19 protein-coding genes are annotated in these 24,824 nt (G+C 63.4%); 10 read left to right on the plus strand and 9 right to left on the minus strand.

Annotated elements, in window-relative coordinates; genetic code table 11:
- Positions 1 to 36 precede the first annotated feature (36 nt).
- A complete protein-coding gene (dgt, locus tag DAES_RS07220) occupies positions 37 to 1,311 on the plus strand; it encodes a dGTP triphosphohydrolase (protein WP_013514378.1) in 1,275 nt (424 codons plus the stop codon).
- Positions 1,312 to 1,409: 98 nt separating this feature from the next.
- On the opposite strand, the gene DAES_RS07225 is transcribed toward dgt, so the two are convergent.
- The 6 genes from DAES_RS07225 to DAES_RS07250 all read right to left on the minus strand — a co-directional run bounded on the left by DAES_RS07225 (position 1,410) and on the right by DAES_RS07250 (position 6,825).
- A complete protein-coding gene (locus DAES_RS07225; RefSeq protein WP_013514379.1) occupies positions 1,410 to 1,637 on the minus strand; it encodes a YgdI/YgdR family lipoprotein in 228 nt (75 codons plus the stop codon).
- A 65-nt stretch (positions 1,638 to 1,702) separates the two neighbouring features.
- A complete protein-coding gene (locus tag DAES_RS07230) occupies positions 1,703 to 2,539 on the minus strand; it encodes an amidohydrolase family protein (RefSeq protein WP_013514380.1) in 837 nt (278 codons plus the stop codon).
- A gap of 137 nt (positions 2,540 to 2,676) precedes the next feature.
- Positions 2,677 to 3,096: an acyl-CoA thioesterase gene (locus DAES_RS07235; protein WP_013514381.1), complete on the minus strand. Its 420-nt coding sequence runs from the start codon at positions 3,094 to 3,096 to the stop codon at positions 2,677 to 2,679.
- Positions 3,093 to 4,292 carry a cofactor-independent phosphoglycerate mutase gene (locus DAES_RS07240; protein ID WP_013514382.1) on the minus strand — a complete coding sequence of 400 codons (1,200 nt, stop codon included), beginning with the start codon at positions 4,290 to 4,292 and terminating at the stop codon, positions 3,093 to 3,095. The genes DAES_RS07235 and DAES_RS07240 overlap by 4 nt, the downstream gene beginning before the upstream one ends.
- A gap of 11 nt (positions 4,293 to 4,303) precedes the next feature.
- Positions 4,304 to 5,602 carry a homoserine dehydrogenase gene (locus tag DAES_RS07245; RefSeq protein WP_013514383.1) on the minus strand — a complete coding sequence of 433 codons (1,299 nt, stop codon included), beginning with the start codon at positions 5,600 to 5,602 and terminating at the stop codon, positions 4,304 to 4,306.
- Positions 5,603 to 5,613: 11 nt separating this feature from the next.
- A complete protein-coding gene (locus DAES_RS07250; protein WP_013514384.1) occupies positions 5,614 to 6,825 on the minus strand; it encodes an aminotransferase class I/II-fold pyridoxal phosphate-dependent enzyme in 1,212 nt (403 codons plus the stop codon).
- A 191-nt stretch (positions 6,826 to 7,016) separates the two neighbouring features.
- On the opposite strand from DAES_RS07250, the gene DAES_RS07255 reads away from it, so the two are divergent.
- The 9 genes from DAES_RS07255 (at position 7,017) to ettA (ending at position 18,491) form a co-directional block, all read left to right on the plus strand.
- A complete protein-coding gene (locus DAES_RS07255) occupies positions 7,017 to 7,940 on the plus strand; it encodes a branched-chain amino acid transaminase (protein ID WP_013514385.1) in 924 nt (307 codons plus the stop codon).
- 120 nt (positions 7,941 to 8,060) lie between these two features.
- A complete protein-coding gene (gene dnaX, locus DAES_RS07260) occupies positions 8,061 to 10,025 on the plus strand; it encodes a DNA polymerase III subunit gamma/tau (protein WP_013514386.1) in 1,965 nt (654 codons plus the stop codon).
- Positions 10,026 to 10,056: 31 nt separating this feature from the next.
- Positions 10,057 to 10,368, plus strand: a complete 312-nt coding sequence (locus DAES_RS07265; RefSeq protein ID WP_013514387.1) for a YbaB/EbfC family nucleoid-associated protein — start codon at positions 10,057 to 10,059, stop codon at positions 10,366 to 10,368.
- Between the two features lie 184 nt (positions 10,369 to 10,552).
- Positions 10,553 to 11,158 carry a recombination mediator RecR gene (recR, locus tag DAES_RS07270; protein WP_013514388.1) on the plus strand — a complete coding sequence of 202 codons (606 nt, stop codon included), beginning with the start codon at positions 10,553 to 10,555 and terminating at the stop codon, positions 11,156 to 11,158.
- 16 nt (positions 11,159 to 11,174) lie between these two features.
- A complete protein-coding gene (recD2, locus tag DAES_RS07275) occupies positions 11,175 to 13,385 on the plus strand; it encodes an SF1B family DNA helicase RecD2 (RefSeq protein ID WP_013514389.1) in 2,211 nt (736 codons plus the stop codon).
- Positions 13,386 to 13,586: 201 nt separating this feature from the next.
- Positions 13,587 to 14,093 (plus strand): ferritin, encoded by a 507-nt coding sequence (locus tag DAES_RS07280; RefSeq protein ID WP_013514390.1) that lies wholly within the window; start codon positions 13,587 to 13,589, stop codon positions 14,091 to 14,093.
- Positions 14,094 to 14,163: 70 nt separating this feature from the next.
- Positions 14,164 to 15,867 carry a 2-oxoacid:acceptor oxidoreductase subunit alpha gene (locus DAES_RS07285; RefSeq protein WP_013514391.1) on the plus strand — a complete coding sequence of 568 codons (1,704 nt, stop codon included), beginning with the start codon at positions 14,164 to 14,166 and terminating at the stop codon, positions 15,865 to 15,867.
- Between the two features lie 16 nt (positions 15,868 to 15,883).
- A complete protein-coding gene (locus tag DAES_RS07290; protein WP_013514392.1) occupies positions 15,884 to 16,714 on the plus strand; it encodes a thiamine pyrophosphate-dependent enzyme in 831 nt (276 codons plus the stop codon).
- Positions 16,715 to 16,808: 94 nt separating this feature from the next.
- Positions 16,809 to 18,491, plus strand: coding sequence for an energy-dependent translational throttle protein EttA (ettA, locus tag DAES_RS07295; RefSeq protein WP_013514393.1), 1,683 nt, complete (start codon positions 16,809 to 16,811; stop codon positions 18,489 to 18,491).
- A 57-nt stretch (positions 18,492 to 18,548) separates the two neighbouring features.
- On the opposite strand, the gene DAES_RS07300 is transcribed toward ettA, so the two are convergent.
- The 3 genes from DAES_RS07300 to DAES_RS07310 form a co-directional block, all read right to left on the minus strand.
- A complete protein-coding gene (locus DAES_RS07300; RefSeq protein WP_013514394.1) occupies positions 18,549 to 20,870 on the minus strand; it encodes a GGDEF domain-containing protein in 2,322 nt (773 codons plus the stop codon).
- Between the two features lie 197 nt (positions 20,871 to 21,067).
- Positions 21,068 to 23,314 (minus strand): carboxyl transferase domain-containing protein, encoded by a 2,247-nt coding sequence (locus tag DAES_RS07305; protein WP_013514395.1) that lies wholly within the window; start codon positions 23,312 to 23,314, stop codon positions 21,068 to 21,070.
- 11 nt (positions 23,315 to 23,325) lie between these two features.
- On the minus strand, positions 23,326 to 24,744 hold the full coding sequence (locus DAES_RS07310; protein WP_013514396.1) for a biotin carboxylase N-terminal domain-containing protein: 1,419 nt from the start codon (positions 24,742 to 24,744) through the stop codon (positions 23,326 to 23,328).
- Between the last annotated feature and the right edge of the window lie 80 nt (positions 24,745 to 24,824).

Genomic DNA, 24,824 nt, shown 5'->3' on the forward strand with positions numbered 1-24,824 from the left:
TCCCGCCCCCCCCAACCCCGTTCAGCGGAGGAATGCGTGAAGAACACCTTCTACAACGACTTTGACATCGAGAGCATCGGGCGCGGGCAGTCCCGGCACGACAAGGGTCGCACCCCGTTCGAGCAGGACCGTGACCGGATCATCTATTCGCCCGCCTTCCGCCGCCTCCAGTCCAAGACCCAGGTCTTCCTGTCCGGCGAGTTCGACTTCTACCGCACCCGGCTGACCCATTCCATCGAGGTCTCCCAGATTGGCCGCTCCATCGTCAATCATCTCAACCGGTCGTCCGGGGAGCTGCACGACGGGTTTCACATCGACCAGGATCTGGTGGAATCCATCTGCCTGGCCCATGATATCGGGCACCCCTCGTTCGGCCATGCGGGCGAGCAGGTGCTCAACGAGCTGATGCGCGACTGGGGCGGATTCGAGGGCAACGCCCAGAACCTGCGCATCCTCGCGGACCTCTTCTACCGCGACAAGGCCACCTGGACGGGCATGAAGCCTACCCGCGCCTTTCTCGACGGCCTGCTCAAGTACAAGACCCTGTTCCGGGATTCGGCACAGAAGCGCCATCACTTTCTGTACGATTTTCAGAAAGACATCCTTGATTTCGTCAGCCCGGATGTCTCGTTTGCCAGCCTGTTCGACTCCGAGGACGCGCTCAACGGCTTCAAGTCGCTGGAATGCCGGATCATGGACTGGGCCGACGACATCGCCTATTCGGTGCATGATCTCGACGACGCCATCCGGGCCGGGTTCATCTCGGTCAAGAAGATACGCAACTGGACGGACGGGCAGGGCGACGCCCTGGACGCCGAGGAAATGCGGTTTCTGGACGATCTGTGCGGGGCCGTGATGGACGATTCGTTCGGCGCGTTCCTGGCCCGGCGCATCGGCGGGTTCATCCACGCCACCACCCTGGTCCGGCGCGACAACGTGCTGGCCGGGCAGACCAACCGCTATTGCTACGACATTGAGGTGAACCCGGTGGCCCGGCGGTTGTGCGACCTGATGCAGCGGCTGGCCGTGGCCCTGGTCTTCCGCACGCCCCAGGTGCATCAGCTCGAATACAAGGGCGGCATGATCCTGCGCAAGGTGTTCACGGTCTTCGAGGACGAGTACGTGACCAAGGGCGAGCCGTCATTCCGGCTGCTGCCCGAACACTACCACCTCGCCATCCTCAAGCACGATGGGCAGGGACGGCGGCGCATGCTCTGCGATTACCTGTCGGGCATGACCGACGGGTTCGTCATCCGCACCTACAAGCGGCTCTTCGACCCCGGCTTCGGCTCCATCATCGATCTCATCTGACCGGGACCGTCGGGTCAGCGGCTGAGCCGGAGGATCGGCGCAAAAAAAGCCCCCGACCCGAAGGCAGGGGGCTGGTCGGCGGATTCGCGGCGAAGGCGTTACTCCTTCTGTTCCTGGATGACGTCCACATCGGCCCGTTTGAGGATGACCTCCTCGCCCTTTTCGTCCGTGAACTTGTAGGTCTCGCTCTTCATGTCGTATTCGGGTGCGCCCTGGGTGTGGAAGGTCTCGCCCGTCTTAGTCGTGACCTGATAGTTCCTGCTGCCGCAGGCGGCCAGCACAATCAGCATGAGCAGTACAAGCAGGGTCGTGATAAAGCGTTTCATTCCTGTCTCTCCCCCCGTTTGAAATCCCGTGATGTCTTCCCCATACACGCTCGCTGCCGATATCATCAACAGCTTTTTGCCTGTTCCCGTTCTTTTGGCCGCGCAAACACGGGATGTCGGGCGAGGATATCCCCCGCGTTGCTCAGGATGGCCTCCAGCTCGCCGGACGAGAGGTTGAGCCGGCGTTGCAGCCGTTCAAGCTCGGTCCCTGGATCAAAGAGCGGGTAGTCGCTGCCAAAGAGGATGCGGCGGCTGCCAAAGGCGCGGTAGAGCCGCAGCAGCATCGGGTCGTCCACAAAGTCGAGGGTGCTCGACGAGTCCACCAGCACGTCGGTGGCCGCCAGATGCTCCAGGGCGTATTCCCAGTGCAGATAGCCGCCCATGTGGGCCGCGATCATGACCGGGGCCGGAAAGACCTTGCGCAGCTGGGCCAGCTTGCGCGGGCAGGAGGGATTTTCTTCAGGGGGCAGGGCGTCGCCCACGTGAAAGAGGCAGACAAAGCGGTCGCCGACCATCTCCATGACATCGTAGAGGGCCGGGTCGTCCAGCCTGAATCCCTGGAAGTCGGGATGAAATTTCAATCCCTTGATGCCGTTGGCCTCCAATCTGTCCAGCTCCTGCTCCATGGCGTCGAAGCCGGGGTGGACGGTGCCGAACGGGATGAGCTGCGGGTGGTCGCGCTTGATGGACAGGGACCAGTTGTTGGCCGGAATGACCTGGGCCGGGGTGGTGGCCGCGGTCAGGACCACCGCCGTGTCGAGATGCGCCCGCTCTATCCGCGCCAGCAGGTCGTCCACCAGCCCGGTGCCCACAGGGGTGATGGCGTAGTGGTCTTCAAGCTGGGCCAGCACCTTGCCGGATATCTTGGGATGAAAGGCGTGCATGTGGATGTCGATGTACATGAACGCAGTGTGCCAGACGCAGTGGCGGCCTGTAAACGGTTGTTTGAATTGAGAGCCGAAAAAATAATCGAACTATCCTGAATGATTGTCCAGGTCCGGCAGGCAATTCTCGCGCGTGGGGGGGGGGAGGTGACTGATCAGTCGAACAATTCCCGGAGCCAACCGGGCACGCGCACGGGCTTGCCCGTGGCGTCCACGGCGGCGTGCTCGGTCATGCCCGTGGCGTGGAGCACGGTCCTGTCGTGGTTCATGACCTCGTAGCTGAAGGTCATGGACGCACGCCTCCACTGGGTGATGCCGACATGGACCAGTATCTCGTCGTCGAAGCGGACCGGGACGCGGTAGCGGCACTGGGCCTCGCGCACGGGCAGGATGATGCCGCGTTGCTCCACCTCGGCGTAACTCATGCCGTGCTCGCGGATGAAGAAGCTCCGGGATCGTTCGAAGATGTGCAGGTATTCCGCGTAGTAGAGCACGCCCATGGTGTCTGTCTCGCCATAGGAGACAAAGTGGCGGTACCAGGAGGACGAGGCCGGAAACTGCGGGGCAACGGTCATTGGCCAATCCCCAGCGTCTTCATGGCAAAGGGAAGAAGCTCAAACCCCTTGTCCAGAAGCAGGCCGGTGCTGTCGGCGGTCGCTTCGCTGAAACCGTCCACGCCCGACGCGGGGCAACCGGGGCCATGGATGATGAAGGGGACAGGGTCCGTGGTGTGGGTGCGCTCGACAATGGGGGTGAAGTGGTCGCAGGTGATGATGAAACCCACGTCCTGGCCTTTGAGCGCGGCGCGCAGGGGGGCGACCACCCGCGCGTCAAAGCGGCTGATGGCCTCCACCTTGTCCGCCGCGTTGCCGCCATGGCCGCATTCGTCCGGGCCTTCGAGGTGGACAAAGGCGAAGTCGTGGTCCTTGAGAAAGTCGAGGGCAGCGTCCACCTTGCCCTGGTAGTTGGTGTCGAGCAGGCCGGTGGCGCCCTCGATGTCGAGCACGCGCATGCCCGAGGCGTTGCCCAGCCCCTTGATCAGGTCCACCGCCGAGATGACGGCCCCGCGCAGGCCGAAGGTGTCGCCAAAGTCGGGCAGCATGAGCGGGCGGCCCTGGCCCCACGGCCAGACGGAGTTGGCCGCGCTCGTGTTGACGGTGCGGTCGGCCAGCAGGTCTGCGGCCTCGAATACGAGATCCCACAGCGGGGCGCTGCGCGAGAGGGCGCGCAGGTCGTATTTGATGGATTTGTCCGTGATGTCATGGGGCGGGTTGATCAGGAGTCCCGCGTCGTCGGTGAGTGCGCCGCCTTTCTGGACCAGCAGGTGGCGGTACTGCACGCCCGGGTAAAAGACGTAGGTCTCGTTGCCGAGCTTTTGTTGCAGGGTTTCGATGATGGGGCGCGAGACCTCGGTGGCGATATGGGCCGAGGAGTAGTCGCGCATGATTCCGTCGATGTCCAGGGAGGTGACCGTGACCAGGTTGAGCCGCCAGACGAGGTCGTCGGGGTCGAGGACGAGGCCCTGGGCCGCCGCCTCAATGGGGCCGCGCCCGGTGTGGTGGCTGGCCGGATCGAATCCGAGCAGGGACATGTTGGCCACGTCCGAGCCTGGGGCCATGCCTTGGGGCACGGTCCGGGCGCGACCCACCATGCCGGTCCTGGCCAGTTCGTCCATATGCGGCGTGTGCGCCGCCTCCATGGTGGTCTTGCCGCCCAGTTCCTTGAGCGGCCAGCCACCCATGCCGTCGGCAACGAGATAGAGAAGTTTCATCAAATGTCCTGTTAGAGAATTCTGAAGCTGACGCAGGGTTCGACGCTGAAGTCCATGGCGTCCACCTCGGCCACCACGGCCTGTGCGGCATCGGCCCGTGTCTCGTGGCTGATGATGACCAGGGGAACGCCCTTGGCCCCGGCCTCGCCGTCCTGCACCGCCTGGGCGATGGACACCCCGTGGTCGGCCATGGACCGGGTGATGGAGGCCATGACGCCGGTGCGGTCAGCCACAGTGAAGCGGAAGTAGAATTTGGATTCCGACTCTCCGGGCGGGACGATATCCGCCCTGGGGATGGGCTGGTTGCGAAAGCCGGTGTTGTCCAGGATGTCGCACCGCCCGGTGGTCTGCCGGGCCAGATTCATGATGTCGGCCAGCACGGCGCTGCCCGTGGGCAGGTCGCCCGCGCCCTGGCCGTGGAGCATGATCGGCCCCACCGCGTTGCCTTCCAGGCGCACGGCGTTGTAGTTGCCGCCCACCCTGGCCAGCAGGTAGGTGTAGGGCACCAGCGCCGGGTGCACGCCCGCTTCGAGTCTGCCGTCGCTGGTCATGGCGTGGGCCAGCAGCTTGATGCGGTAGCCGAATCTGCGGGCGAACTCGATGTCCATGGGTGTGACCGTGGTGATGCCCTGGACCGGCAGTTCGTCCAGGGGATAGTCCACCCCAAAGGCCATGCGGATGAGCACGCACAGCTTGTGGGCAGTATCAAACCCCTCGATGTCGAAGGTGGGGTCCGCCTCGGCATAGCCCAGGGCCTGGGCCTCGCTCAGGGCAATGGTGAAGTCCATGCCCTTGGTGGTCATCTCCGAGAGGATGTAGTTGGCTGTGCCGTTCACGATGCCGAGCATCTTGACGACCTCGTCCCCGGCCAGGTTCTCCTTGAGGGTCTGGACGATGGGGATGCCGCCCGCGCAGCTCGCCTCGAACATGAGGCCCACGCCGCTGGCGCTGGCCGCCTCGAAGAGTTCGAGACCGTCCACGGCCAGCAGGTGCTTGTTGGCCGTGACCACATGCTTGCCTGCACCAAACGCCTTGAGCATCAGCGCCTTGGCCGTGTCCAGCCCGCCCATCAGCTCGACCACGATGTCGATGTCCGGGTCGTTGACCAGGACATCGGGATCAGTGGTGAAGGCGACGCCCGTGCCTGGGTCGAACGTGCGCTGTTTGGTCAGGTCGCGCACGAGCACACGCCGTATTTCAATGCGTTTGCCAAGCCGCTTGGCGATGCGCTCGCCATTGGTGTCGAGTATCCGTGCCAGGCCGGTGCCGACAGTGCCGAAGCCAGCCAGGCCGAGTCGTATCACATCCATGAAAACCTCGATTAACCCTTTCCGAAGAATTTCCGGAGATTGCGCACGGCCTGGTTGGTACGGTGGCGGTTCTCCACAAAGCTGAACCGGACATGGTCGTCGCCGTATTCGCCAAAGCCGAGGCCGGGGGAGACAGCCACCTCCGCCTCCTGCAGGAGCATCTTGGAGAATTCGACCGAGCCCATGTGCTTGAATTCATCCGGGATGGGCGCCCACAGGAACATGGTCGCCTTGGGCGGGGTCACGGCCCAGCCGATGCGGTTGAGGCCCTCGCACAGGGCGTCGCGCCGATCGGCGTACACGGCCATGATGTCCTTGACGGCCTGATCCATGTCCTCGACCGTGAACTTGGGGTTCTCGCCCAGGTCGCCGTTGAGGGCGCAGGTGGCCGCGATCTGGATGGGCTGGTAGATGCCGTAGTCGAGGTAGCTCTTGATGCGGGTCAGGGCCTGGACCATGTCCTGGTTGCCCACGCAAAAGCCCACGCGCATGCCGGCCATGGAGTAGCTCTTGGTCATGGAGAAGAATTCGACGCCAACGTCCTTGGCCCCTTCGGCCTGCATGAAGCTCGGGGCGGTGTAGCCGTCGAACACGAAGTCCGCGTAGGCAAGGTCGTGGACGACGTACAGCCCGTGCTCCTTGGCGAAGTCGACGATGCGCTGGAAGAAGGGCAACTCCACACACTGGGTGGTCGGGTTGTGCGGGAAGTTGATGATCAGGAGCTTGGGCTTGGGCCAGGTGTGGCGGACAGCGGTCTCCAGATTCTCGAAAAAGTCCTGGCCCGGGCCGATGGGCACGCGGCGCACGTCCGCGCCCGCGATGATGGAAGCGTAGGGGTGGATGGGATAGGCCGGGTCCGGGGCGAGCACCACGTCGCCGGGGCTGAGCATGGCCAGGGCCAGGTGGGCCAGTCCTTCCTTGGCACCCATGGTCACGCACACTTCCTGGTTGTCGTCGAGGGAGACGTCATAGCGGCGCAGGTACCAGTCGCGGATCGCTCTCCTCAGCCCCTTGATGCCTTTTGATGCTGAATATTTGGAGTTTCCTGGTTTGTATGCCGCCTCGGCGATCTTGTCGAGGATGGGTTTGGGGGTGGGCACATCAGGGTTGCCCATGCCCAGGTCGATGATATCCGCGCCTGCGTGGCGCATTTTCATCTTCAGTTCGTTGACCTGGGCGAAGACGTAGGGAGGCAGTCGATCGACTCTCGCGAATTTGGACATGGCAAGAAACTCCTGAAATGGTATGGGTGCAAGAGTAGTTTTCTTACTCTTGACGCCAATCCCTGTCAAAATGAAATTCCGTCCGGTGACACATCGTGTCTTGACCTCGAAGTCGCTTTTTTTTAGTTTCCATTCTTTACTCGTGCTCTGCCGCATCTTGCTGCCACATCTTCCCAACAGGAGCGAATTCCATGGTTCAGAAATCGGAAACCATCTGGTTCGACGGCAAACAGGTCCCCTGGGACGAGGCCAATGTCCACGTCCTGACTCATACACTGCACTACGGCGCGGGCGTTTTCGAGGGCATCAGGGCCTACGAGTGTGCCGACGGCAGCTCCGAGGTCTTCCGCCTTGAAGAACACATGATCCGTCTCGTGAACTCGGCCAAGATCCTCGGCATCAAGGTGCCCTACACCGTGGCCGAGCTATGCGCCGCCGCCACCGAAACCCTGAAGCGCAACAAGCTGGCCGGGGCCTACCTGCGCCCGCTGGTCTTCATCGGCGACGGCGTCATGGGCGTGCATCCGGGCAACAACCCCATCCGCACCGTCATCGCCACCTGGCCCTGGGGCGCCTATCTTGGCGACGAGGCCCTGGAAAAGGGCATCAAGATCAAGACCAGCACCTTTGCCCGCCATCATGTCAATGTCATGATGACCAAGGCCAAGGCGTGCGGCAACTACGTCAACTCCGTGCTGGCCAAGACCGAGGCCGTTGCCGACGGCTACCACGAGGCCGTGCTCCTCGACACCACCGGCCATGTGTCCGAGGGGTCTGGCGAGAACATCTTCATGGTGGTCAACGATGTCATCTACACCCCGCACTCCGACGGTGTGCTGGGCGGTCTGACCCGCGACTCCATCATCACCCTGGCCACGGACCTGGGCTATGAGGTGCGCGAGGAGCCCATTACCCGTGACATGCTTTACATCGCGGACGAGGTCTTCTTTACCGGCACCGCCGCCGAGCTGACCCCGGTCAGTTCCATCGACCGCCGCGAGATCGGCGAGGGCAAGGCCGGGCCGGTGGCCAAGCTGCTCCAGACCGAGTACTTCAAGATCGTCAAGGGCGAGAATTCCGACTACGAGCACTGGCTCCACCGCTACACCATCTAGTGGCAAGTCGGTCCATCATCTGCTAGACAAGGGGGAAATCCGGCGCGGCTGGTCGGGTTTCCCCCATTTCCGTCCGTTTTTCCGGGACTGCGTGGCCGCGCACAAGCATCAGGCATACCCATGAGCACATCGAATCTGACCGCCAAATACCGTCCCCAGACCTTTGCCGAGGTGGCCGGGCAGGAGGCCATCAAGGCGATCCTCTCCAGGGCCGCGGAGCAGAACAGGATCGCCCCGGCCTATCTCTTTTCCGGCACGCGCGGGGTGGGCAAGACCACCCTCGCCCGCATCTTTGCCAAGGCCCTCAACTGCGCCAATGCGCCCACGGCAGAGCCGTGCAACCAGTGCTCCAACTGCCGGCAGATCACCGCCGGAGTGGCCGTGGATGTCATCGAGATCGACGGCGCGTCCAACCGCGGCATCGACGACGCCCGCCGTCTCAAGGAAGACATCGGCTACGCGCCGGTGGAGTGCCGCTACAAGGTCTTCATCATCGACGAGGCGCACATGTTGACCAAGGAGGCGTTCAACGCGCTGCTCAAGACCCTTGAGGAGCCGCCACCGCGCGCCACCTTCATCATGGCCACCACCGAGCCGCACAAGTTTCCGGCCACCATCGTCAGCCGCTGCCAGCACTACACCTTCAAGATGCTCTCCCAGCAGGCGCTGGTGGAGCATCTGGAAAAGCTCATGAACGCCGAGGCACTGCAATACGAGCCGGGCGCGCTCCAGATCATCGCCAAGCGCGGCGCGGGCAGCGTGCGCGACTCCATGTCGCTGCTCGGCCAGGCTCTGGCCATAGGCGAGGACGTGCTGCGCGAGGAGAGTGTGCGCGGTTTTCTCGGACTGGCCGGGCAGGATGTCTTCTTTCGGCTCATGGAGGCCATGCACGCCCGCGATCTCGTGGCCGTGGGCATGGTTCTGCGCCAGGTGCTCGACCAGGGGCTCGACCTCGGGTTCTTCCTGCGCGAGCTGACCACCTGCTGGCGCAACATGTTCCTGCTGCGCCAGGCCGGGCCGGACGCGCTGCCCCTGCTCGGATTCTCCGGCGAGGAGGCCTCCACCTGGATGGACTGGGCCGGAAAGTTCGCGCCCGCGCACATCCACGCCTGCTGGCAGATGACCCTGGACGGCCAGCGCAAGGTCATGACCAGCCTCGAACCCGCCCTGGCGCTCGAACTGCTGCTGCTCAACCTGACCAGCCTGCCGGACCTGATCAATCTCGAAGCCATGACCGGCCCCATGACCGGCCCCGTGACCGGCACTGGGTCGGCAGCGGGGCAGGGGGGCGGCCAGACCCTGCCGCGCCCGCCTTTGGCACAGCAGCCCGGTTCGCCGCCGCCTGCGGCTGGCGGCCAGCGGTTCGCGCCACAGCCGCCGCGTCAGGCCCCGCCCCGGCAGGCGGGACAGCCCGCAATGCCCCAGGCGCCCAGGCAGAGCCAGCAGGGGAACGGACGGGATTCGTCCGGCAACGAGCCGTCCGGAACCGAACCGTCCGGAGGCCCGGACGACCCTCGACCCGGACACGGAGCCTCGCCCCGGACCATGGCCCCTGCGGCACAGGAGCCTGCGCCGCCCTCCTACGACGACGGCCCGCCTGACGACAGCGACTGCCCGGATATTCAGGATGTACGGGAGGCCGGGGTCTGGACTGAGACGGGTGACGCCCCGTCGCCGCCTTCGGCTCTGTCGAAGGGGCCTGCCGCGCCCGTGGCCCGGCCATCAGGCCCGCGCGACTGGGCCGGATTCCTCGATTTCGTGGCCGAGCGCAACGGGCAGGCCGGGGTCAGGGTGGCCATGCTCCGCCTGACCGAGGGCCGGGTGGGCGACGACACGCTGGTGATCCGCTGCAAATCGCGGATGCACTGCTCACAACTCTCTGAAAATACGACGCTTTCAGCCTTGGGTATCCTGACCAGGGAATATTTCGGCCCCAAGGTTGAAGTTCGGGTGGAAACAGGCGATATTGCCGTCCCCAAGACGGACAGGCAGCTTCAGGAAGAGGCCGAAAACCATCCGGGCGTGCTCAAGGTGATGGAAACCTTCAGCGCCCAGATGCTCTCGGTCGGACACCGCAGGCAGTAATCAACGACATCAGCCCTATTCGGAGAATACCATGAGAAATATGAACGAGATGATTCGTCAGGCGCAGGTCATGCAGCGCAAGATGAGCCAGAAGCAGGATGAACTGAAAGCCATGATCGTCGAGGCGTCGAGCGGCGGCGGCATGGTCACGGTCAGGGTCACGGGCGGCCAGGAGGTGGTCGCGGTGGTCATCGAGCCGAGTGTGGTGGAGTCCGGCGACGTTGAGATGCTTCAGGACCTGGTGCTGACCGCGGCCAACGAGGCGCTCAAGAAATCCAAGGAACTCATGGAGAAGGAACTCTCCTCGGTCACCGGCGGGTTGAACATCCCTGGCATGTTCTAGTGGCGCGCCCACGAAGGGTGTTGCTTCATTTCGCGACTTTCACCCTCGATACACAGGCCGGGCGAACGCCGGGCTCGCCGCCATCGGCGGCGTAAGCGAGCCGAAAACCGCGATTTTCGGCGCAGCGGTCTTCCGAAAAGACGGCTTTGCGTGAGTATCGGACAGCACACGAGGAGAGGTATCGTTGCAGAATATTCCCGGCCCGCTCAGGGAGGTGGTGGAGCAGCTCTCCAGCCTCCCCGGAGTCGGCCCCAAGTCGGCCCTGCGCATGGCGCTGACCCTGCTCAAGATGCCGCGCGAGCGCGCCAACGGCGTGGGCCAGGCCATCCTCGACCTGCGCGAGAACCTCTGCCTGTGCGAGGAGTGCGCCTGTCTGGCCGAGGCCAGCCCCTGCGCCATCTGCGCGGACCCGAGCCGCGAGACGGACCAGCTCTGCGTGGTTCCCGAGTGGGACGCGCTTCTGGCCATGGAGGACATGGGCGTGTTCCGGGGCCGCTATCTGGTCCTGGGCGGCCTGCTGTCGCCTCTTGATGGCGTGTCTCCGGCCAACCTGGAGACCGACCGGCTGCGCCGCCATCTGCGCGCCGGGCATGTCAGGGAGCTGATCCTGGCCCTGGGCGCGACGCTCGACGCCGAGGCCACGGCCTCGTTCATCAAGAACATGGTCGGGGCGGATTTTTCCGGCATCACGGTCAGCCGTCTGGCCCAGGGAATCCCCATGGGCGGCGAGGTCAAGTTCATGGACCGGGAGACGCTTCGGCAATCCCTGGTCCACAGGCAGAAAGTGTGACCCGCAGGCACCGGCCATGAGCGACGAACAGTTGACCTTCCTCTCCGGCGCAGAGGTGCAGTCCGTCGTCTACCACAACAAGGAGAACGGCTACGCCATCGCCCGCTGCCGTATGCGCGACGAGCCGGGCCAGTTCTCCATCGTGGGCACCATGGGCGAGTTGAGCGCCGGGTCCACCCTGGACCTGCACGGCGTCTGGACCACGCATCCCAAGTTCGGGCGACAGTTCGAGGTGCGCACCTTTGAGCAGGCCCGGCCCGCCACTGAGAACGGGGTCATCCGATTCCTGCAATCCTCCATCAAGGGAGTGGGCGAGAAGACCGCGACGAGGCTGGTGGAGGCCTTTGGCGTGGCCGTGCTCGACCTGCTCGACGACGACCCGGAGCAGCTCCTGTCCATCAAGGGCATCTCCAAAAACAAGCTCACGGACATCATCGACTCCTGGAGCCGCCAGCGCGAGATCAAGAACCTGCTCGTCTTTCTTCAGACCCACGGCGTGCCGACCACCTTTGCCGGGAAGATATTCCACCTGCACGGTGCCCAGGCCGAGCGCAAGCTGCGCGTCAACCCCTATGACCTGGCTTACGAGATTCGCGGAGTGGGCTTTCGCACCGCGGACCAGATGGCCATGAAGCTCGGCTTTGCCCCGGACTGCGCCCAGCGGCTGGAGGCGGCCATCGTCTACGCCCTGTTCACCTCCTGCGAGCGCAGCGGGCACCTGTTCATTCCCAAGGACACGCTGCTCTCGGACGTGGCCCGGATGCTCGACACCTCGGACTACGACAGGCTGGAGCTGGCGCTCTATTCGCTGGAGGAGAAGAAGCGGGTCCGCATTGAGAACCTGCCCGAGCAGGGCGTGTCGGACGCGGTCTATCTGATGCATTTCTACCACTATGAGAACGAGATCACCCAGCGGCTTTACCAGCTCGTCAGCCATCCCACGCCCGTGAGCCGCAAGAAGATCGACAAGACCCTGCCCCTGGTGGAGGACAAGCTCGGCTTCAAGCTCTCGGACGAGCAGCGCCGGGCGGTCTTCGAGGCGTGCAGCAACAAGGTCTTCATCATCACCGGCGGGCCGGGCACGGGCAAGACCACCATCACCAAGGCCATCATGCTCACCCTTAAGGAGCTGGGCCTCACGGTCAAGCAGGCGGCCCCCACGGGCCGGGCGGCCAAGCGCATGACCGAGGCCACGGGCCATCCGGCCCACACGGTCCACCGGCTGCTCCAGTATCAGCCCGACGGCGGCTTTCACTACTGCGAGGATCAGAAGCTCAAGGCGGACGTGCTGGTCATCGACGAGGCGAGCATGGTGGACGCGCACCTGTTCGTGTCCATCCTGCGCTCCCTGCCGCATACCTGCCGCCTGATCCTGGTGGGCGATGTCAACCAGCTGCCCAGCGTCGGGCCGGGCAACGTGCTGGCCGACCTGATCAACTCCGAGCGGGTGCCGTGCGCCGTACTGACCCATATTTTTCGGCAGGCGCAGGAGAGCTTCATCGTGGTCAACGCCCACCGCATCAACAGCGGGCAGTTCCCCCGGCAGCATCCGTGCCAGGCTCCTGAGGCGGATTTTTTCTGGATACCGCAGGAGGACTCGGCCAAGGTCCAGAAGCTCATCCTCGACAGCGTCTGCGAGCGCATCCCGGAGCGGTACGGGCTTGACCCCCGGCGCGACATCCAGGTGCTCACGCCCATGCACAAGGGCGACGTGGGCACCCAGGCCCTGAATGCGGCCCTGCAGGCGCGGCTCAACCCGCCCGGACCGCATGTCCGCGAACTCAAGCGCAAGTTCGCCACCTACCGGGCCGGTGACCGGGTCATCCAGCTCAAGAACAACTACGACAAGGAAGTGTTCAACGGCGACCTCGGCTGGATCGTGGATGTGGACACCGAGGCCCAGGAGCTGTTGGTGGAGTTCGACGGCAACAACGTCCAGTTCGAGGCGGGGGAGTTGGACGAGCTGGGGCTGGCCTACGCCGTGAGCGTCCACAAGTCCCAGGGCAGCGAATACACGGCGGTGGTCATGCCTATCGTCACCCAGCACTACATGCTCTTGCAGCGCAATCTGCTCTACACCGGCTTGACCCGCGCCCGCGAGCTGGCCGTGCTCATCGGCAGCGAGCGGGCCTTCCAGATTGGCCTGAACAACGCCACCGCAGGCCAGCGGAACACGAACCTGGCCTATCGGCTCCGGAACATGTTCACCCAGAACCGGCTTGTCTGACAGGTCAGACTGACAGGCCAGACTGACAGGCCAGACAGGCGGGCCAGACCGTTCGCATTCCCTTGCAAACCGACCTGAAAGATGGTGTATTCGTTAATGACGTTTCATGAAGACATGAGACGACTGCCAGCTATGCCCGGCCCGCGCTCAAGGCGCGAGTCAGATCAATGAACCAATCCGCCACGAGGCACAGGAGTTTTCATGCTCAGCGAGAAAATGCAGGACGCGCTCAACGCCCAGATGAACTGGGAGATATACTCGGCGCATATCTACCTTTCCATGGCCGCCCATTTCTCCAAGGAAGGGTTGTCCGGGTTCTCCACCTGGATGTATGCCCAGTATCAGGAGGAGATGTTCCACGCCATGCGCTTCTTCAACTATATCAATGAAGCCGGTGGCCACGCCAAGCTCGGCGTCATTGATGCGCCCCAGTATTCGTGGGAGACGCCCCTGGCCGCCTTTGAGAACGCCCTGGAACATGAGCAGGGCGTGACCGCGCGCATCAACGCCCTGGCCGATCTCGCGGTGGCGGAGCGCAACCACGCCGTGGGCATCTTCCTGCAATGGTTCATCACCGAGCAGGTGGAGGAAGAGGACACGGTGGGCGCCATCGTGGGCAAGCTCAGGATGCTGGGGGACGGCGGCGGGCTGTTCATGCTCGACCGCGACCTGGGCACCAGGGTCTTCACGCCGCCGACCAACGCGTAAGCGGGCTGAATCACAAAGGCCGGACGGTGCATCCCTCCGGCCTTTCCATTGACTGACACAGGAGGCGGACATGCCGGATACGGGCATCAACATCGTCATCGGCGGCGAGGCCGGGCAGGGGCTGGCCACCCTAGGGCAGATCATGGCGCGCGCAGTCATGCGGGCCGGGTATCATCTGCTGGTCAAGCAGGACTACATGTCGCGCATCCGGGGCGGGCACAATTTCTTTTCCATCCGCATGGGGGCCGAGCCGGTGCTGGCCGTCACCGAGGCCATCGACATCCTCGTGGCCATGGACGCCCGGACCATCGAGCTGCACCGCGACCGGCTCAACCCCGGAGCCGTGGTCATTGCCGGGGATTCCATCGACACCGCCGGGCTCAATGCGCTGCGCGTGCCGCTCAAGGATCTGGCTCCCAAGCCGCTCTTTTACAACGTGGTGGCCCTGGGCGTTCTGGGCGGGGCCGTGTGTGCCGATGTGGCCATTCTCGAAGATTTGCTGCGGCAGACATTCGGCAAAAAGGGCGACGCGGTGGTCCAGGCCAACATCGAGGTGGTGCGCAAGGCCCATGCCTGGGTCGGGGAGCAGAAGTACGACTTCTCCTGCATCGCGCCGCTGCCAAAGAATGCGGAAAAGCGGCTGATGCTCAATGGCAACGAGGCCATCGCCATGGGCGCGCTGGCCGCCGGATGCAATTTCGTCTCGTTCTATCCCATGACACCGGCCACCACCGTGCCCACCGCCCTGATTGCCAAGGGGCGCTCGCTCGGCCTTGTCCACGATCAGGCCGAGGACGAGATCGCGGCCATCAACATGGCCATCGGTGCCTCTTATGCCGGGGCCAAAGCCCTGGTGGCTACCTCGGGCGGCGGGTTCGCCCTCATGGTCGAGGGCGTGAGTCTGGCCGGGGTCTCGGAAACACCCCTGGTGGTCGTGGTCGCCCAGCGGCCCGGTCCGGCCACGGGCCTGGCCACCCGTACCGAGCAGGCAGACCTCAACCTTGTGCTCCACGCCGGGCACGGCGAGTTTCCCAGAGCCATCTTTGCGCCCGGCACGGTGGAGGAGTGTTATTACCTGACGCATCACGCCTTTGACCTGGCCGAGCAGTACCAGACGCCCATGTTCGTGCTCACGGACCAGTTCCTGGCCGATTCGTACCGGGACGTGCCGCCCTTTGACCTCGACGATCTGCCGCAGATCGCGCAGCCGCTCATGGAAGCCCCGGTTCCCTACAGCCGCTACGCCGTGACCGATGACGGGGTGTCGCCCCGCGTGGTGCCGGGCTTTGCCGAGGTGCTGGTCCGGGCCGACTCCCACGAGCACGACGAGCAGAGCCACATGACCGAGGACGCGGCCAACCGCGTGCGCCAGAACGTCAAGCGGCTCGACAAGGGCAACGGCCTGATGCAGGACGTCATCGGCCCGGATTATTATGGTCCTGACGAGAACGATGAGGACGCGGACCTCGTGCTCCTGTGCTGGGGCTCGTCCCTTGGCGCGTGTCTCGAAGCGGCGGAAACCCTGAACAAGAAGGCTGCGCGGCGCGTGGCAGTGCTCCACTTCAGCCAGGTCTATCCCCTGCGCGAGGAGCAGTTCATGGACCGGCTGGAAGCGGCGGGGCAGGTGGTGGCCGTGGAGGGCAACGCCACGGCCCAGTTCGCCCGGCTGGTGGCGCGCGAGACGGGATTCACCGTCACCGGCTCGGTCCTGCGCTTCGACGGCAGGCCGCTGAGCCCGGAATATGTCCTCAAGGGACTGGAAAGCATCATCTAGCCCAAGGAGCGAAAGCATGACCTCCATAGAGCAATACGGCCAGTTCGAGACCTCCTGGTGTCCCGGCTGCGGCAACTTTCCCCTTCTCGAATCATTGAAGAAGGCCCTGGCGAGGCTCGACCTGCCCCCGCACCGGGTCATGGTCTCGTCCGGCATTGGTCAGGCGGCCAAGACGCCGCATTACATGCACTGTCACATGTTCAACGGTCTGCATGGCCGCTCCCTGCCCGTGGCCCAGGGCATGAAGATGGCCAACCCGGAAATGACCGTCATCTGCGAGTCGGGCGACGGCTGCGTCTACGGCGAGGGCGGCAACCACTTCCTGGCCGCCATCAGGCGCAACATGGACATCACCCTGCTGGTCCACGACAACCAGATATACGGGCTGACCAAGGGACAGGCCAGTCCCACCTCCGGGCGCGGCCATGTGACCAAGACCCAGCCCGAGGGCGCGCCCTCGGAGGCGTTCAACCCTGTGGCCGTGGCCGTGGCCATGAAGGCCGGGTTCGTGGCCCGTGCCTTTACCGGCGAGCCCGAACACCTGACGGAGATGATCGTTCAGGCGGTCAGCCATCCGGGATTCTCCCTGGTGGACATCTTTCAACCCTGCGTCTCCTTCAACAAGGTCAACACCTTTGGCTGGTACAAGGAGCGCTGCCTGATGCTGGAAGACCATGATCCCACGGACTGGGCCGCGGCCCTGGCCAGGGCCGACGAGTTCGGCGAGCGCATTCCCCTTGGCGTGCTCTATCGCAACGACCGCCCGGTTCTCGCCACGAGCCAGCCCCTGGCGAAGCACCGCTACGCTGCCGAAGACCTCAGGGCCGCGCTGGAGTCCTACGCCTGACGGGCGGAGCCTCGCTGCTGATACTCCTTTACAAAGGGCGGCTTCTTTGCAAAAGCTCATGCCCACGAGACAACCCCCATTTCACGAGGTGAGAATGAGCAACGATTCGGAAAAGATCATCTACTCCATGTACAAGGTGACCAAGCGTCACGGACAGCGTGAAGTACTGAAAAGCATATCCCTGTCATACTTCTATGGTGCCAAGATCGGCGTGCTCGGCCTTAACGGGTCGGGCAAGAGTTCGCTCCTCAGGGTCCTGGCGGGCGTTGACAAGAATTTCGAGGGCGAGACGCACGTCAAGGAAGGCTACACCGTGGGCTACCTGGAGCAGGAGCCGCTGGTGGACGAAACCCGCACCGTGCGCGAGGTGGTCGAGGAGGGCGTGGGCGAGATCATGGCCATTGTCCGCGAATACAACGAGATCAACGAGAAGTTCGCCGAGCCCATGGAGGCGGACGAGATGGATGCCCTCATCGAGCGCCAGGGCAAGGTGCAGGAACTGATGGATGCCAAGGGGGCCTGGGATATCGACTCCAAGCTCGACATGGCCATGGACTCCCTGCGCTGTCCGCCGTCGGACACCTTGGTCTCGGTCATCTCCGGCGGCGAGCGCCGCCGCGTGGCCCTGTGCCGCCTGCTGCTCCAGGCCCCGGACATCCTGCTGCTCGACGAGCCCACCAACCATCTGGACGCGGATTCCGTGGCCTGGCTCGAAAAATTCCTGTCCCAGTTCCCTGGCACGGTCATCGCCGTGACCCACGATCGCTATTTTCTCGACAACGTGGCCGGCTGGATTCTCGAACTGGACCGTGGCCGCGGCATTCCCTGGAAGGGCAACTACTCGTCCTGGCTCGAACAGAAGCAGAACCGCCTCAATCTGGAGAGCAAGGCCGAGTCCGAGCGCCAGAAAACCCTGGAGCGCGAGCTTGAGTGGATACGCATGTCGCCCAAGGGTCGCCGGGCCAAGGGCAAGGCGCGCATCAACGCCTACGAGTCCATGGTCAGCCACGAGAGCGAGCGTCTGGCGGACGATCTGCAGATCTACATTCCGCCGGGACCGCACCTTGGCAAGAAGGTGGTCGAGGCCGAGCACGTGACCAAGTCCATGGGCGACAAGCTGTTGGTGGAGGACATGAACTTCATCATCCCGCCCAATGCCATTGTCGGCATTGTCGGCCCCAACGGCGTGGGCAAGTCCACGCTGTTCAAGATGATCGTGGGCGAGGAAAAGCCCGATTCTGGCACCATGATCCTTGGCACCACGGTCAAGTTGGCCTATGCCGACCAGAATCGCGGGTCGCTGACGCCCGGAAAGAGCGTCTACGAGATCATCAGTGGCGGGGCGGAATTCATCAAGCTGGGCGAGCGCGACGTCAATGCCAGGGCCTACTGCTCACGCTTCAATTTCGCGGGACAGGATCAGCAAAAACCCGTGGAAGTGCTTTCGGGCGGCGAGCGCAACCGGGTCCATCTGGCCCAGATGCTCAAGTCCGGGGCCAATGTGCTGTTGCTTGACGAACCGACCAACGACCTGGACGTGAACACCATGCGCGCCCTGGAGGACGGGCTGGAGAACTTTGCGGGCTGCGTGCTGGTCATCAGCCACGACCGCTGGTTCCTGGACCGCGTCGCCACCCACATCATCGCCTTTGAGGGCGATTCCACGGCAGTGTTTCTTGAGGGCAACTACAGCGACTACGTGCTGGACCGCAAGAAGCGGCTGGGCGTGGACGCGGACCAGCCCCACCGGGTCAAGTTCCGCAGGCTGACCCGCTGATCCCTCTGGATCGCGAGCAAGGACAGGCCCTCCGTCGTCATCGGCGGAGGGCTTTTATTATCGTTTGGCCTCTTCGGAGCCCAGGGGCGGACGGCGGTCCATGGCCACGGAGTTGCCGGGCCGGGACTTGGCGAATTTCTTGACGTGGGCGGCGCGTTCGCCGATCTCCATGAGCGAGCACTGGCCGCAGATTTCGATGACCCCGAGCGATATGCTGACCAGGGGATAGTTGCGCTCCTGGCCGTCGCGCCCTCTGGCCTTGATCCAACCCCTGGCCCGGTCCTCGGGGCAGTAACACCGGTTGATCAGCCTGCCAAAGCAGCGGTGAATGGACCGGCATATTTTTTCGACAGGCTCCGGCGCGGTGATGAGCACGAAGTCGTCGCCGCCGATATGGCACACCTGGGCCTCCTGCCCCGCGTGCTTGCGCGCGGCCCAGCTCATGATGTCCGCAGCCAACTTGAGAACCCCGTCGCCGTTCTTGAACCCGTAGGTGTCGTTGTAGACCTTGAAATTGTCCAGGTCGGCGTAGATGATGCTGAATTTCCGCTTCTGGGCGATGCGGCTCTCCACCTCTTTCTCGATGGCCACATTGCCGGGCAGGCCGGTGAGCGGGTTGGTGCCCTTGGCCATCTCCACCTGGATCTTGGCCATGGCGTTGAGGAGGTTCTGCACCGAGACGATGCCGTAGAGGCGGCCCTTGCGGGTGATGATGATGTCGTCGTAGGCCTTGAGATGCTCGCGCTTCATGGCCTGGCGCGCCGCCTGTTCCACCGGGGTGTCCAGTTCCACGGTCAGTGGTGTCGCGTCCATGACCGCCTCGATGGGGCGGCGGTAGTACAGGGCGATGCCGTACTGCGACGAGAGCTGGCGGTTGAGGTGGTACTCCATGACCAGCCCGCGTGGGATATCGTCGTCGGTCACGATGATGCTTGAGAAACGGCTGTTGTTCTTGAAGAATTCTTGCGCATCGGCAACGAGATAGTCGGCAGGCACCGAGTGGGGCGGGTGCGCCAGGTCGCCGATGGGCAGGGAGCAGGTGATGTTCCGGGCGCTGATGTCGCTCACGGACTGGATGTCCAGGCATTCCTTGGTCAATTCCGGCTTGGGAAAGGCGGGCCGGGCCAGAAAATACCCCTGGCCGCAGTGGACGCCGATGTCCTTGAGGCAGAGGGTCTGCGCCTTGGTCTCTATGCCCTCGGCAATGATGCGCGAGCCGATCTTGTCGGCAAAGGTCACGGTGGTCTCCACCAGGGCGCGCTTGACCGGGTCCTTGTGGATTTTGTCGATGAGCAACTTGTCGAGTTTGATGTATTCGGGCTGGAGTTGGGCGATGAGGGTCAGGCCGGCGTATCCGGCCCCGGCATCGTCCACGGCCACACAGAATCCCTGGCTGCGATAGTGATCCAGCGTCCGGTAAAAGAGGTCGAAATCCTGGACGCTGTGCCGTTCGGTGATCTCGAAGACGATGTCGTCCGGCACCAGCCCGGCCTGTTCCATCAGCTCCAGGGTCTTGCCCGGCGTGAACTCCGGATCAGCCATGGTCTTGGGGTGGATGTTCAGGAAGAGCTTCTGCCCTTTTCGCAGGGGCCCGGCGTTCCTGATGGCCGACTCGCGACACAGCCGCTCCAAGGCGAACAGCCGCCCGAACTGCTCGGCGGTCTCGAAAAGGATGACCGGGGAGCGGAAGGACGACCCTTCGGGCCCGCGCGACAGGGCCTCCCAGCCGAGAATTGAGCCGGACTTGAAGTCCAGGATGGGCTGGTAATGGGTGGAGATCAGGCTTTTGGCCAGGATGTCGTTGTAGGTGTTGGCGATGGAGAGTCCCTGCATGTCCAGCGGAGTGCGCAGGATGCGCCGCGCCTCGTCCAGGGCCGACTCGAAGCGTATGGGATCATCTCCGTCGCCGAGGCTCCCGGTGGCGTCTGGCATGGATGATCCAACCTCCAGGGTGGCGAAGCCCATGCCCAGGTCAATGCCGATGCCGGTGTGGTTGAACATGGTCCGCTTCAGTCCGTTCTGGGCCTTGAGCTTGTATTCATAGGCAATGTCCGCAGGGGCGTTGGTTCTCGGGACAATGAACGAGACCTGGCCCGGCCCGACGCTGATGGCTTCCATGTGGCGGCAGTCGTTGTTTTCGTGGGCCGTGGATGCAATGGCCTCCTTGAGTTCGTGTTCCAGTTGCTGGATGAACCCCTGACCGTACATCTCGTTGAGGATGAAGTAATCCTTGATGGCGATCAGGACCAGCGTGAACCCGCACTGGGCGGGGTGGTGGTTTCCTGTTTTGGAGAAACCCGATAGATCATAATTCATTTCAGCCTCTTGGGCGTTGTAGTTCTTGTTGAACATGAATCGCGAGAGCAAGGAGTAGGGCATGGTGTTTCCCCGGTGTCCACGAGCGGGAGCGGCTGTTGTGCCGAGGGGCATCCTGTCGGCAACAGCAATTTTCTACCTCTCGCGTGACATGAGTTGTTACTTCGGTGTGACAATTTTGCGGAGATTGCGGGCGCGAAAAAAAGGGTGGCCGCGTGATGCGGCCACCCTGACGATGCGAGGCTTGGAACAGTGGGGAATCAGCGGTAGTAGAGGTTTCGTCCGCCGATGGTCAGGAGCGCCTGCCGAAGGTTGTTGCGGATGTCCTTGCGGCTCCACACGCCCTGGATGTGGCCCCTGGACAGGGCCTTGAAGCAGTTGTGGTAGTCGGGCGGAATCTCCACCCCGGTGGTCTCCTTGATCACGCCTGGACCGGCAAAGCCGAGCCGCGAGGAGCGCACGGCATACTGGTAGGGCGAGCAGCCGAGGAACGAGGCCACTGGTCCGGCATAGGAGTTGGTGTCGTAGAGGACGATGTAGAGGCCGCCCTCCTCGATGTATTTGCGCACGGCCATGGTGCAGCGGGGCATCTGGATGAGGCCGTTGACGCCCTCCTGGATGCGGATGCCCGCCGTGCCGTGGACATAGGCCAGGAAGGGCTGGTGTTTGGACTGGGCCAGCTCCAGGGCGCGGATGAACTTCTCGCCCTCTGCCGCGCCCACCGAGCCGCCCCGGAAGTTGGCGATCAGCGTGGCGCACGTCAGGCGGATGCCTTCCAGGCTGGCGTTGAAGGTCATGCAACTGCTGTGCAGCCCGGTCTTGGCCCTGGCCGCCTCGATGCGCTTCTCAAAGCCGGGGAAGCCGGTGGGGTTGCCCGAGGCGATATCCCTGTTGAATTCGCGGACTGACCCCTTGTCGAAGACGTTGTGGAGATACCACTGGTATTCCATGGGGAAGTTGTAGCCGCAGTGGGGGCAGACACCAGAGAAGTCGGTGAACAGATCGCGCGCCCAGATGTCAAGGCAGCCGCGCTTGTCGGCGTGGGGGCAGGTGATCTCGCGGTCCACGCGCGCCTGGGGGCTGACATAGTCGCAGCTGTTGTCGATGCACAGATCCTGTGGATCGGTCTGCGACAGGCCGGTCAGCCGCATTTCCTTCTGCCTGTCGCCGATGGATCTGACCCCAAGTTTCTTGAGTGTGGACCGGTACATGGAGTCGATCTTGCCAGTGACCACATGGATTTCGTCCGTGGCCTCCTCGACGATGCGGGCGATCTTGTGCTGGAACGGCTTGATCAGCCCGTAGTGGACCGCCGAGGTGGTGGTGGAGACGATGACGCTCCGGGTGGCGTTGAGTTTTTCCAGCAGGGAGCGGTTGTCGTGGAAGGCGTGCCGGGCCAGCTTGCGGTATTTCTTGAAGCGGCGCTGGATGAGGCGCTCGCGCGCGTTCTCGGTCAGGGTCCAGCGCACGATGATGTCCGCGTGCTTGTGAAAGTGGCGCATGGCGAATGCCCGGAACAGGCGCATGCCGCGCACGGACAGGGTGACTTCATCCGTGGCCCGGACCACCTGATCGCGCAGTCGCTTGTAGAAGTCGAAATGGTCCGCCCGCACGCCCAGCGCCGGTTCCTGGATGATCTCGTCGATGTAGCCGTTTCTCAAGTTGTCCTGGGCCGTGATCTGCTGGGCAATGGCGCAGGACTCTATGAGTTCCGCCGGGGCGCGTTCCGAGCCCCGGATGCGGCCCTCAATGGCTGCCGCACCTTCGGGTGAGATGACCGAGTAGTAGCCGTGGGAGAGCATGAGCCGCTTGTCGGCCATGCCGATGGCCTCGGCTCCGCCCGAGCCGCCCTCGGAAAAGATGGCGATGATGGGCACAGGCAGCCCGGCCATTTCATAGATGTTTTCCGCGATCTGCTGGGCCGCGCCTGGGAAGTCCTCGACAGGATAGGAGCCGGGCGTGTTGACATAGGCGTGGATGGGAATCTGTTCCCTGGCCGCGACCTTCATGTATTTCAATGCCTTGCTGTTTCCCCAGGGCTTGATGGAGCCGCCGTTGCGGAACTCCTGGCCGTGGCCTTTTTCCTGGCCCACCACCATGACCGGCTGGTTGATGAGTTTCCTGCCCTTGCGGCGGGTGATGTAGGCGCGGGCGATGAGCATGCCCGGATCGATGGAGTGTTCGTCCTTGCCGCCGATCTCGGTGTAGTTGTCGTAGACGTTTTCAAGGATGTCCTTGAGGCAGGCGCGCTGGGGGTGGCGCACGATGCGCACCTTGTCCATGGCGGTCAGTTGCGCGTCTATGGCCGTCTCCATGGTCGAGAGGCGGACTTCGAGGGACTCCAGGGCACGCACGGCCCTGTCGTCGGCCACGACGTTGTTCTTGTCGGGAAATTCGCTGATTTCCCTGGCAAAGGCGTCCAGCTCAGGGCGGTCCTTGTTGCCGAGTATTTCACGGGCGTAGTTGACCCGTTCCATGAGTTCCGTGAGTTTTTTTTCTATAGTCATGGTGTGCTTATCTAGAATTCTAGCAGGTTTTCCGTGCGATCCAGAAGAAAGGGGATGTTCGATTTCATGACGCCGCCGCCAGAGTCCACGCCGCCGAGCTTCAGGTCCGCGAGGAACTCGAGACCGCGCCGTTTTGCTTCGTCAAGATCCTTGCCCCAGATGATGGCCAGGGCCAGGTTGGGGTCGTATTCCGTGGGGATCTGGTAGGGCCGGTCCAGCGGGATGTGGGTGTGAAGCGAGAGCCAGTCCCGCGGTGTCCACCGCAGTTCGTCGATTCTGCCCACCCATGGGGCGAAGCCGTTCTCGGTGTCTTCGGCGATGATCCGGTACTCGATGCTCACGCCGTCAAAGGAGATGTCTTTCTGGCTGTAGCCCTGACTCTCGCCAAGGCCGAGCCGGATCTGCTCGCGCACGAGGTTGACGTTGCTGTCGCCCCTGATGGAGGAGATGTCTGCCGAGACGCCGTTTTCCACCTGGATGCGGGTGTTCACTTCCATGAGAAAAGGCTTGCCGTCCGGAGTGACGATCCACTCCCAGGTGCCCACGTTGTCGTATTTGATCTCCCTGGCGATGGACAGGGAGTAGCCGGTGATGTCGTCGATCACCTTGGCCGCGTCGAACTCGTAGCGCAGGTTTTCGGGCCGGAATCCGGGGGCGATCTCAATGCGTTTTTGCAGGCCGGGGCTTTGCACCGAGCAGTTGCGGGTGCCGAAATGGACCGGGTTCTTGCCGCTGCGGTCCGACACGATCTGCACCTCAAGGTGGTTGAAGTTGAACACCCGCTGTTCGATGAGCACGCCCTCGTCGCTGAAGGTGCGCAGCGAGTAGTTGCGGATGCGGCGGTAGGTCTGCCGGAAGCGGGCCATGTCCTCCACCACGTCGATGCCCATGCCGCCGCCGCCCGCGGATGCCTTGACCAGGACCACGGGCCGCTTGATGCCCATGTTGGCCTGGAACTCGAAGAGGCTCTCGGCAATGGCCTCGGCCTCCATCTCGTCATATATGGCGCGATCAGAGCCGGGTACGGTGGGTACGCCGAGGCTTCTGGCCAGTCGCTTGGTGTTGATCTTGTCGCCCAGATCGCGGATGACGCGCCAGGAGGGGCCGATGAAGGCCATGGGCCTGTCGCGCTCGCTGACGCGCCGGGCGAAGCGGTAGTTTTCAGAAAAGAATCCATATCCCGGATGAATGGCCGTGGCCTTGGCCTGGTCAGCCACCGACAGGATGTCGCCCGCGTCGAGATAGTTCTGGATTCTGAAAAGCGATCCCTGGCCGCCGAGCTTGCGGGCCATGTCCACATGGCCGGAGTGCTCGTCCTCCCTGGTGTACAGGGCAACGAAGTCGAGCCCGAGCTCGGCGCACGCCTGCATGATCCTCACGGCGATCTCGCCCCTGTTGGCTATCAGTACCTTATTCCCTTGTATGCTCACTGTGACTCTTCGTCTCCTCAATTTGCGTTTTGAAGCTGCTCTAAATAGCCCTTCTCGGATGATCTTGCAAATTCTTTGCT

Origin of the sequence: Pseudodesulfovibrio aespoeensis Aspo-2, from assembly GCF_000176915.2 — a bacterium.
GTDB classification, from domain to species: domain Bacteria; phylum Desulfobacterota; class Desulfovibrionia; order Desulfovibrionales; family Desulfovibrionaceae; genus Pseudodesulfovibrio; species Pseudodesulfovibrio aespoeensis.

Excerpts from the sequence above, each read along its gene's own strand:
- DAES_RS07225 (WP_013514379.1), bottom strand. The coding sequence starts at position 1,637 with ATGAAACGCTTTATCACGACCCTGCTTGTACTGCTCATGCTGATTGTG.
- DAES_RS07230 (WP_013514380.1), bottom strand. The coding sequence starts at position 2,539 with ATGTACATCGACATCCACATGCACGCCTTTCATCCCAAGATATCCGGC.
- DAES_RS07235 (WP_013514381.1), bottom strand. The coding sequence starts at position 3,096 with ATGACCGTTGCCCCGCAGTTTCCGGCCTCGTCCTCCTGGTACCGCCAC.
- DAES_RS07240 (WP_013514382.1), bottom strand. The coding sequence starts at position 4,292 with ATGAAACTTCTCTATCTCGTTGCCGACGGCATGGGTGGCTGGCCGCTC.
- DAES_RS07245 (WP_013514383.1), bottom strand. The coding sequence starts at position 5,602 with ATGGATGTGATACGACTCGGCCTGGCTGGCTTCGGCACTGTCGGCACC.
- DAES_RS07250 (WP_013514384.1), bottom strand. The coding sequence starts at position 6,825 with ATGTCCAAATTCGCGAGAGTCGATCGACTGCCTCCCTACGTCTTCGCC.
- DAES_RS07255 (WP_013514385.1), top strand. The coding sequence starts at position 7,017 with ATGGTTCAGAAATCGGAAACCATCTGGTTCGACGGCAAACAGGTCCCC.
- dnaX (WP_013514386.1), top strand. The coding sequence starts at position 8,061 with ATGAGCACATCGAATCTGACCGCCAAATACCGTCCCCAGACCTTTGCC.
- DAES_RS07265 (WP_013514387.1), top strand. The coding sequence starts at position 10,057 with ATGAGAAATATGAACGAGATGATTCGTCAGGCGCAGGTCATGCAGCGC.
- recD2 (WP_013514389.1), top strand. The coding sequence starts at position 11,175 with ATGAGCGACGAACAGTTGACCTTCCTCTCCGGCGCAGAGGTGCAGTCC.
- DAES_RS07280 (WP_013514390.1), top strand. The coding sequence starts at position 13,587 with ATGCTCAGCGAGAAAATGCAGGACGCGCTCAACGCCCAGATGAACTGG.
- DAES_RS07285 (WP_013514391.1), top strand. The coding sequence starts at position 14,164 with ATGCCGGATACGGGCATCAACATCGTCATCGGCGGCGAGGCCGGGCAG.
- DAES_RS07290 (WP_013514392.1), top strand. The coding sequence starts at position 15,884 with ATGACCTCCATAGAGCAATACGGCCAGTTCGAGACCTCCTGGTGTCCC.
- ettA (WP_013514393.1), top strand. The coding sequence starts at position 16,809 with ATGAGCAACGATTCGGAAAAGATCATCTACTCCATGTACAAGGTGACC.
- DAES_RS07300 (WP_013514394.1), bottom strand. The coding sequence starts at position 20,870 with ATGCCCTACTCCTTGCTCTCGCGATTCATGTTCAACAAGAACTACAAC.
- DAES_RS07305 (WP_013514395.1), bottom strand. The coding sequence starts at position 23,314 with ATGACTATAGAAAAAAAACTCACGGAACTCATGGAACGGGTCAACTAC.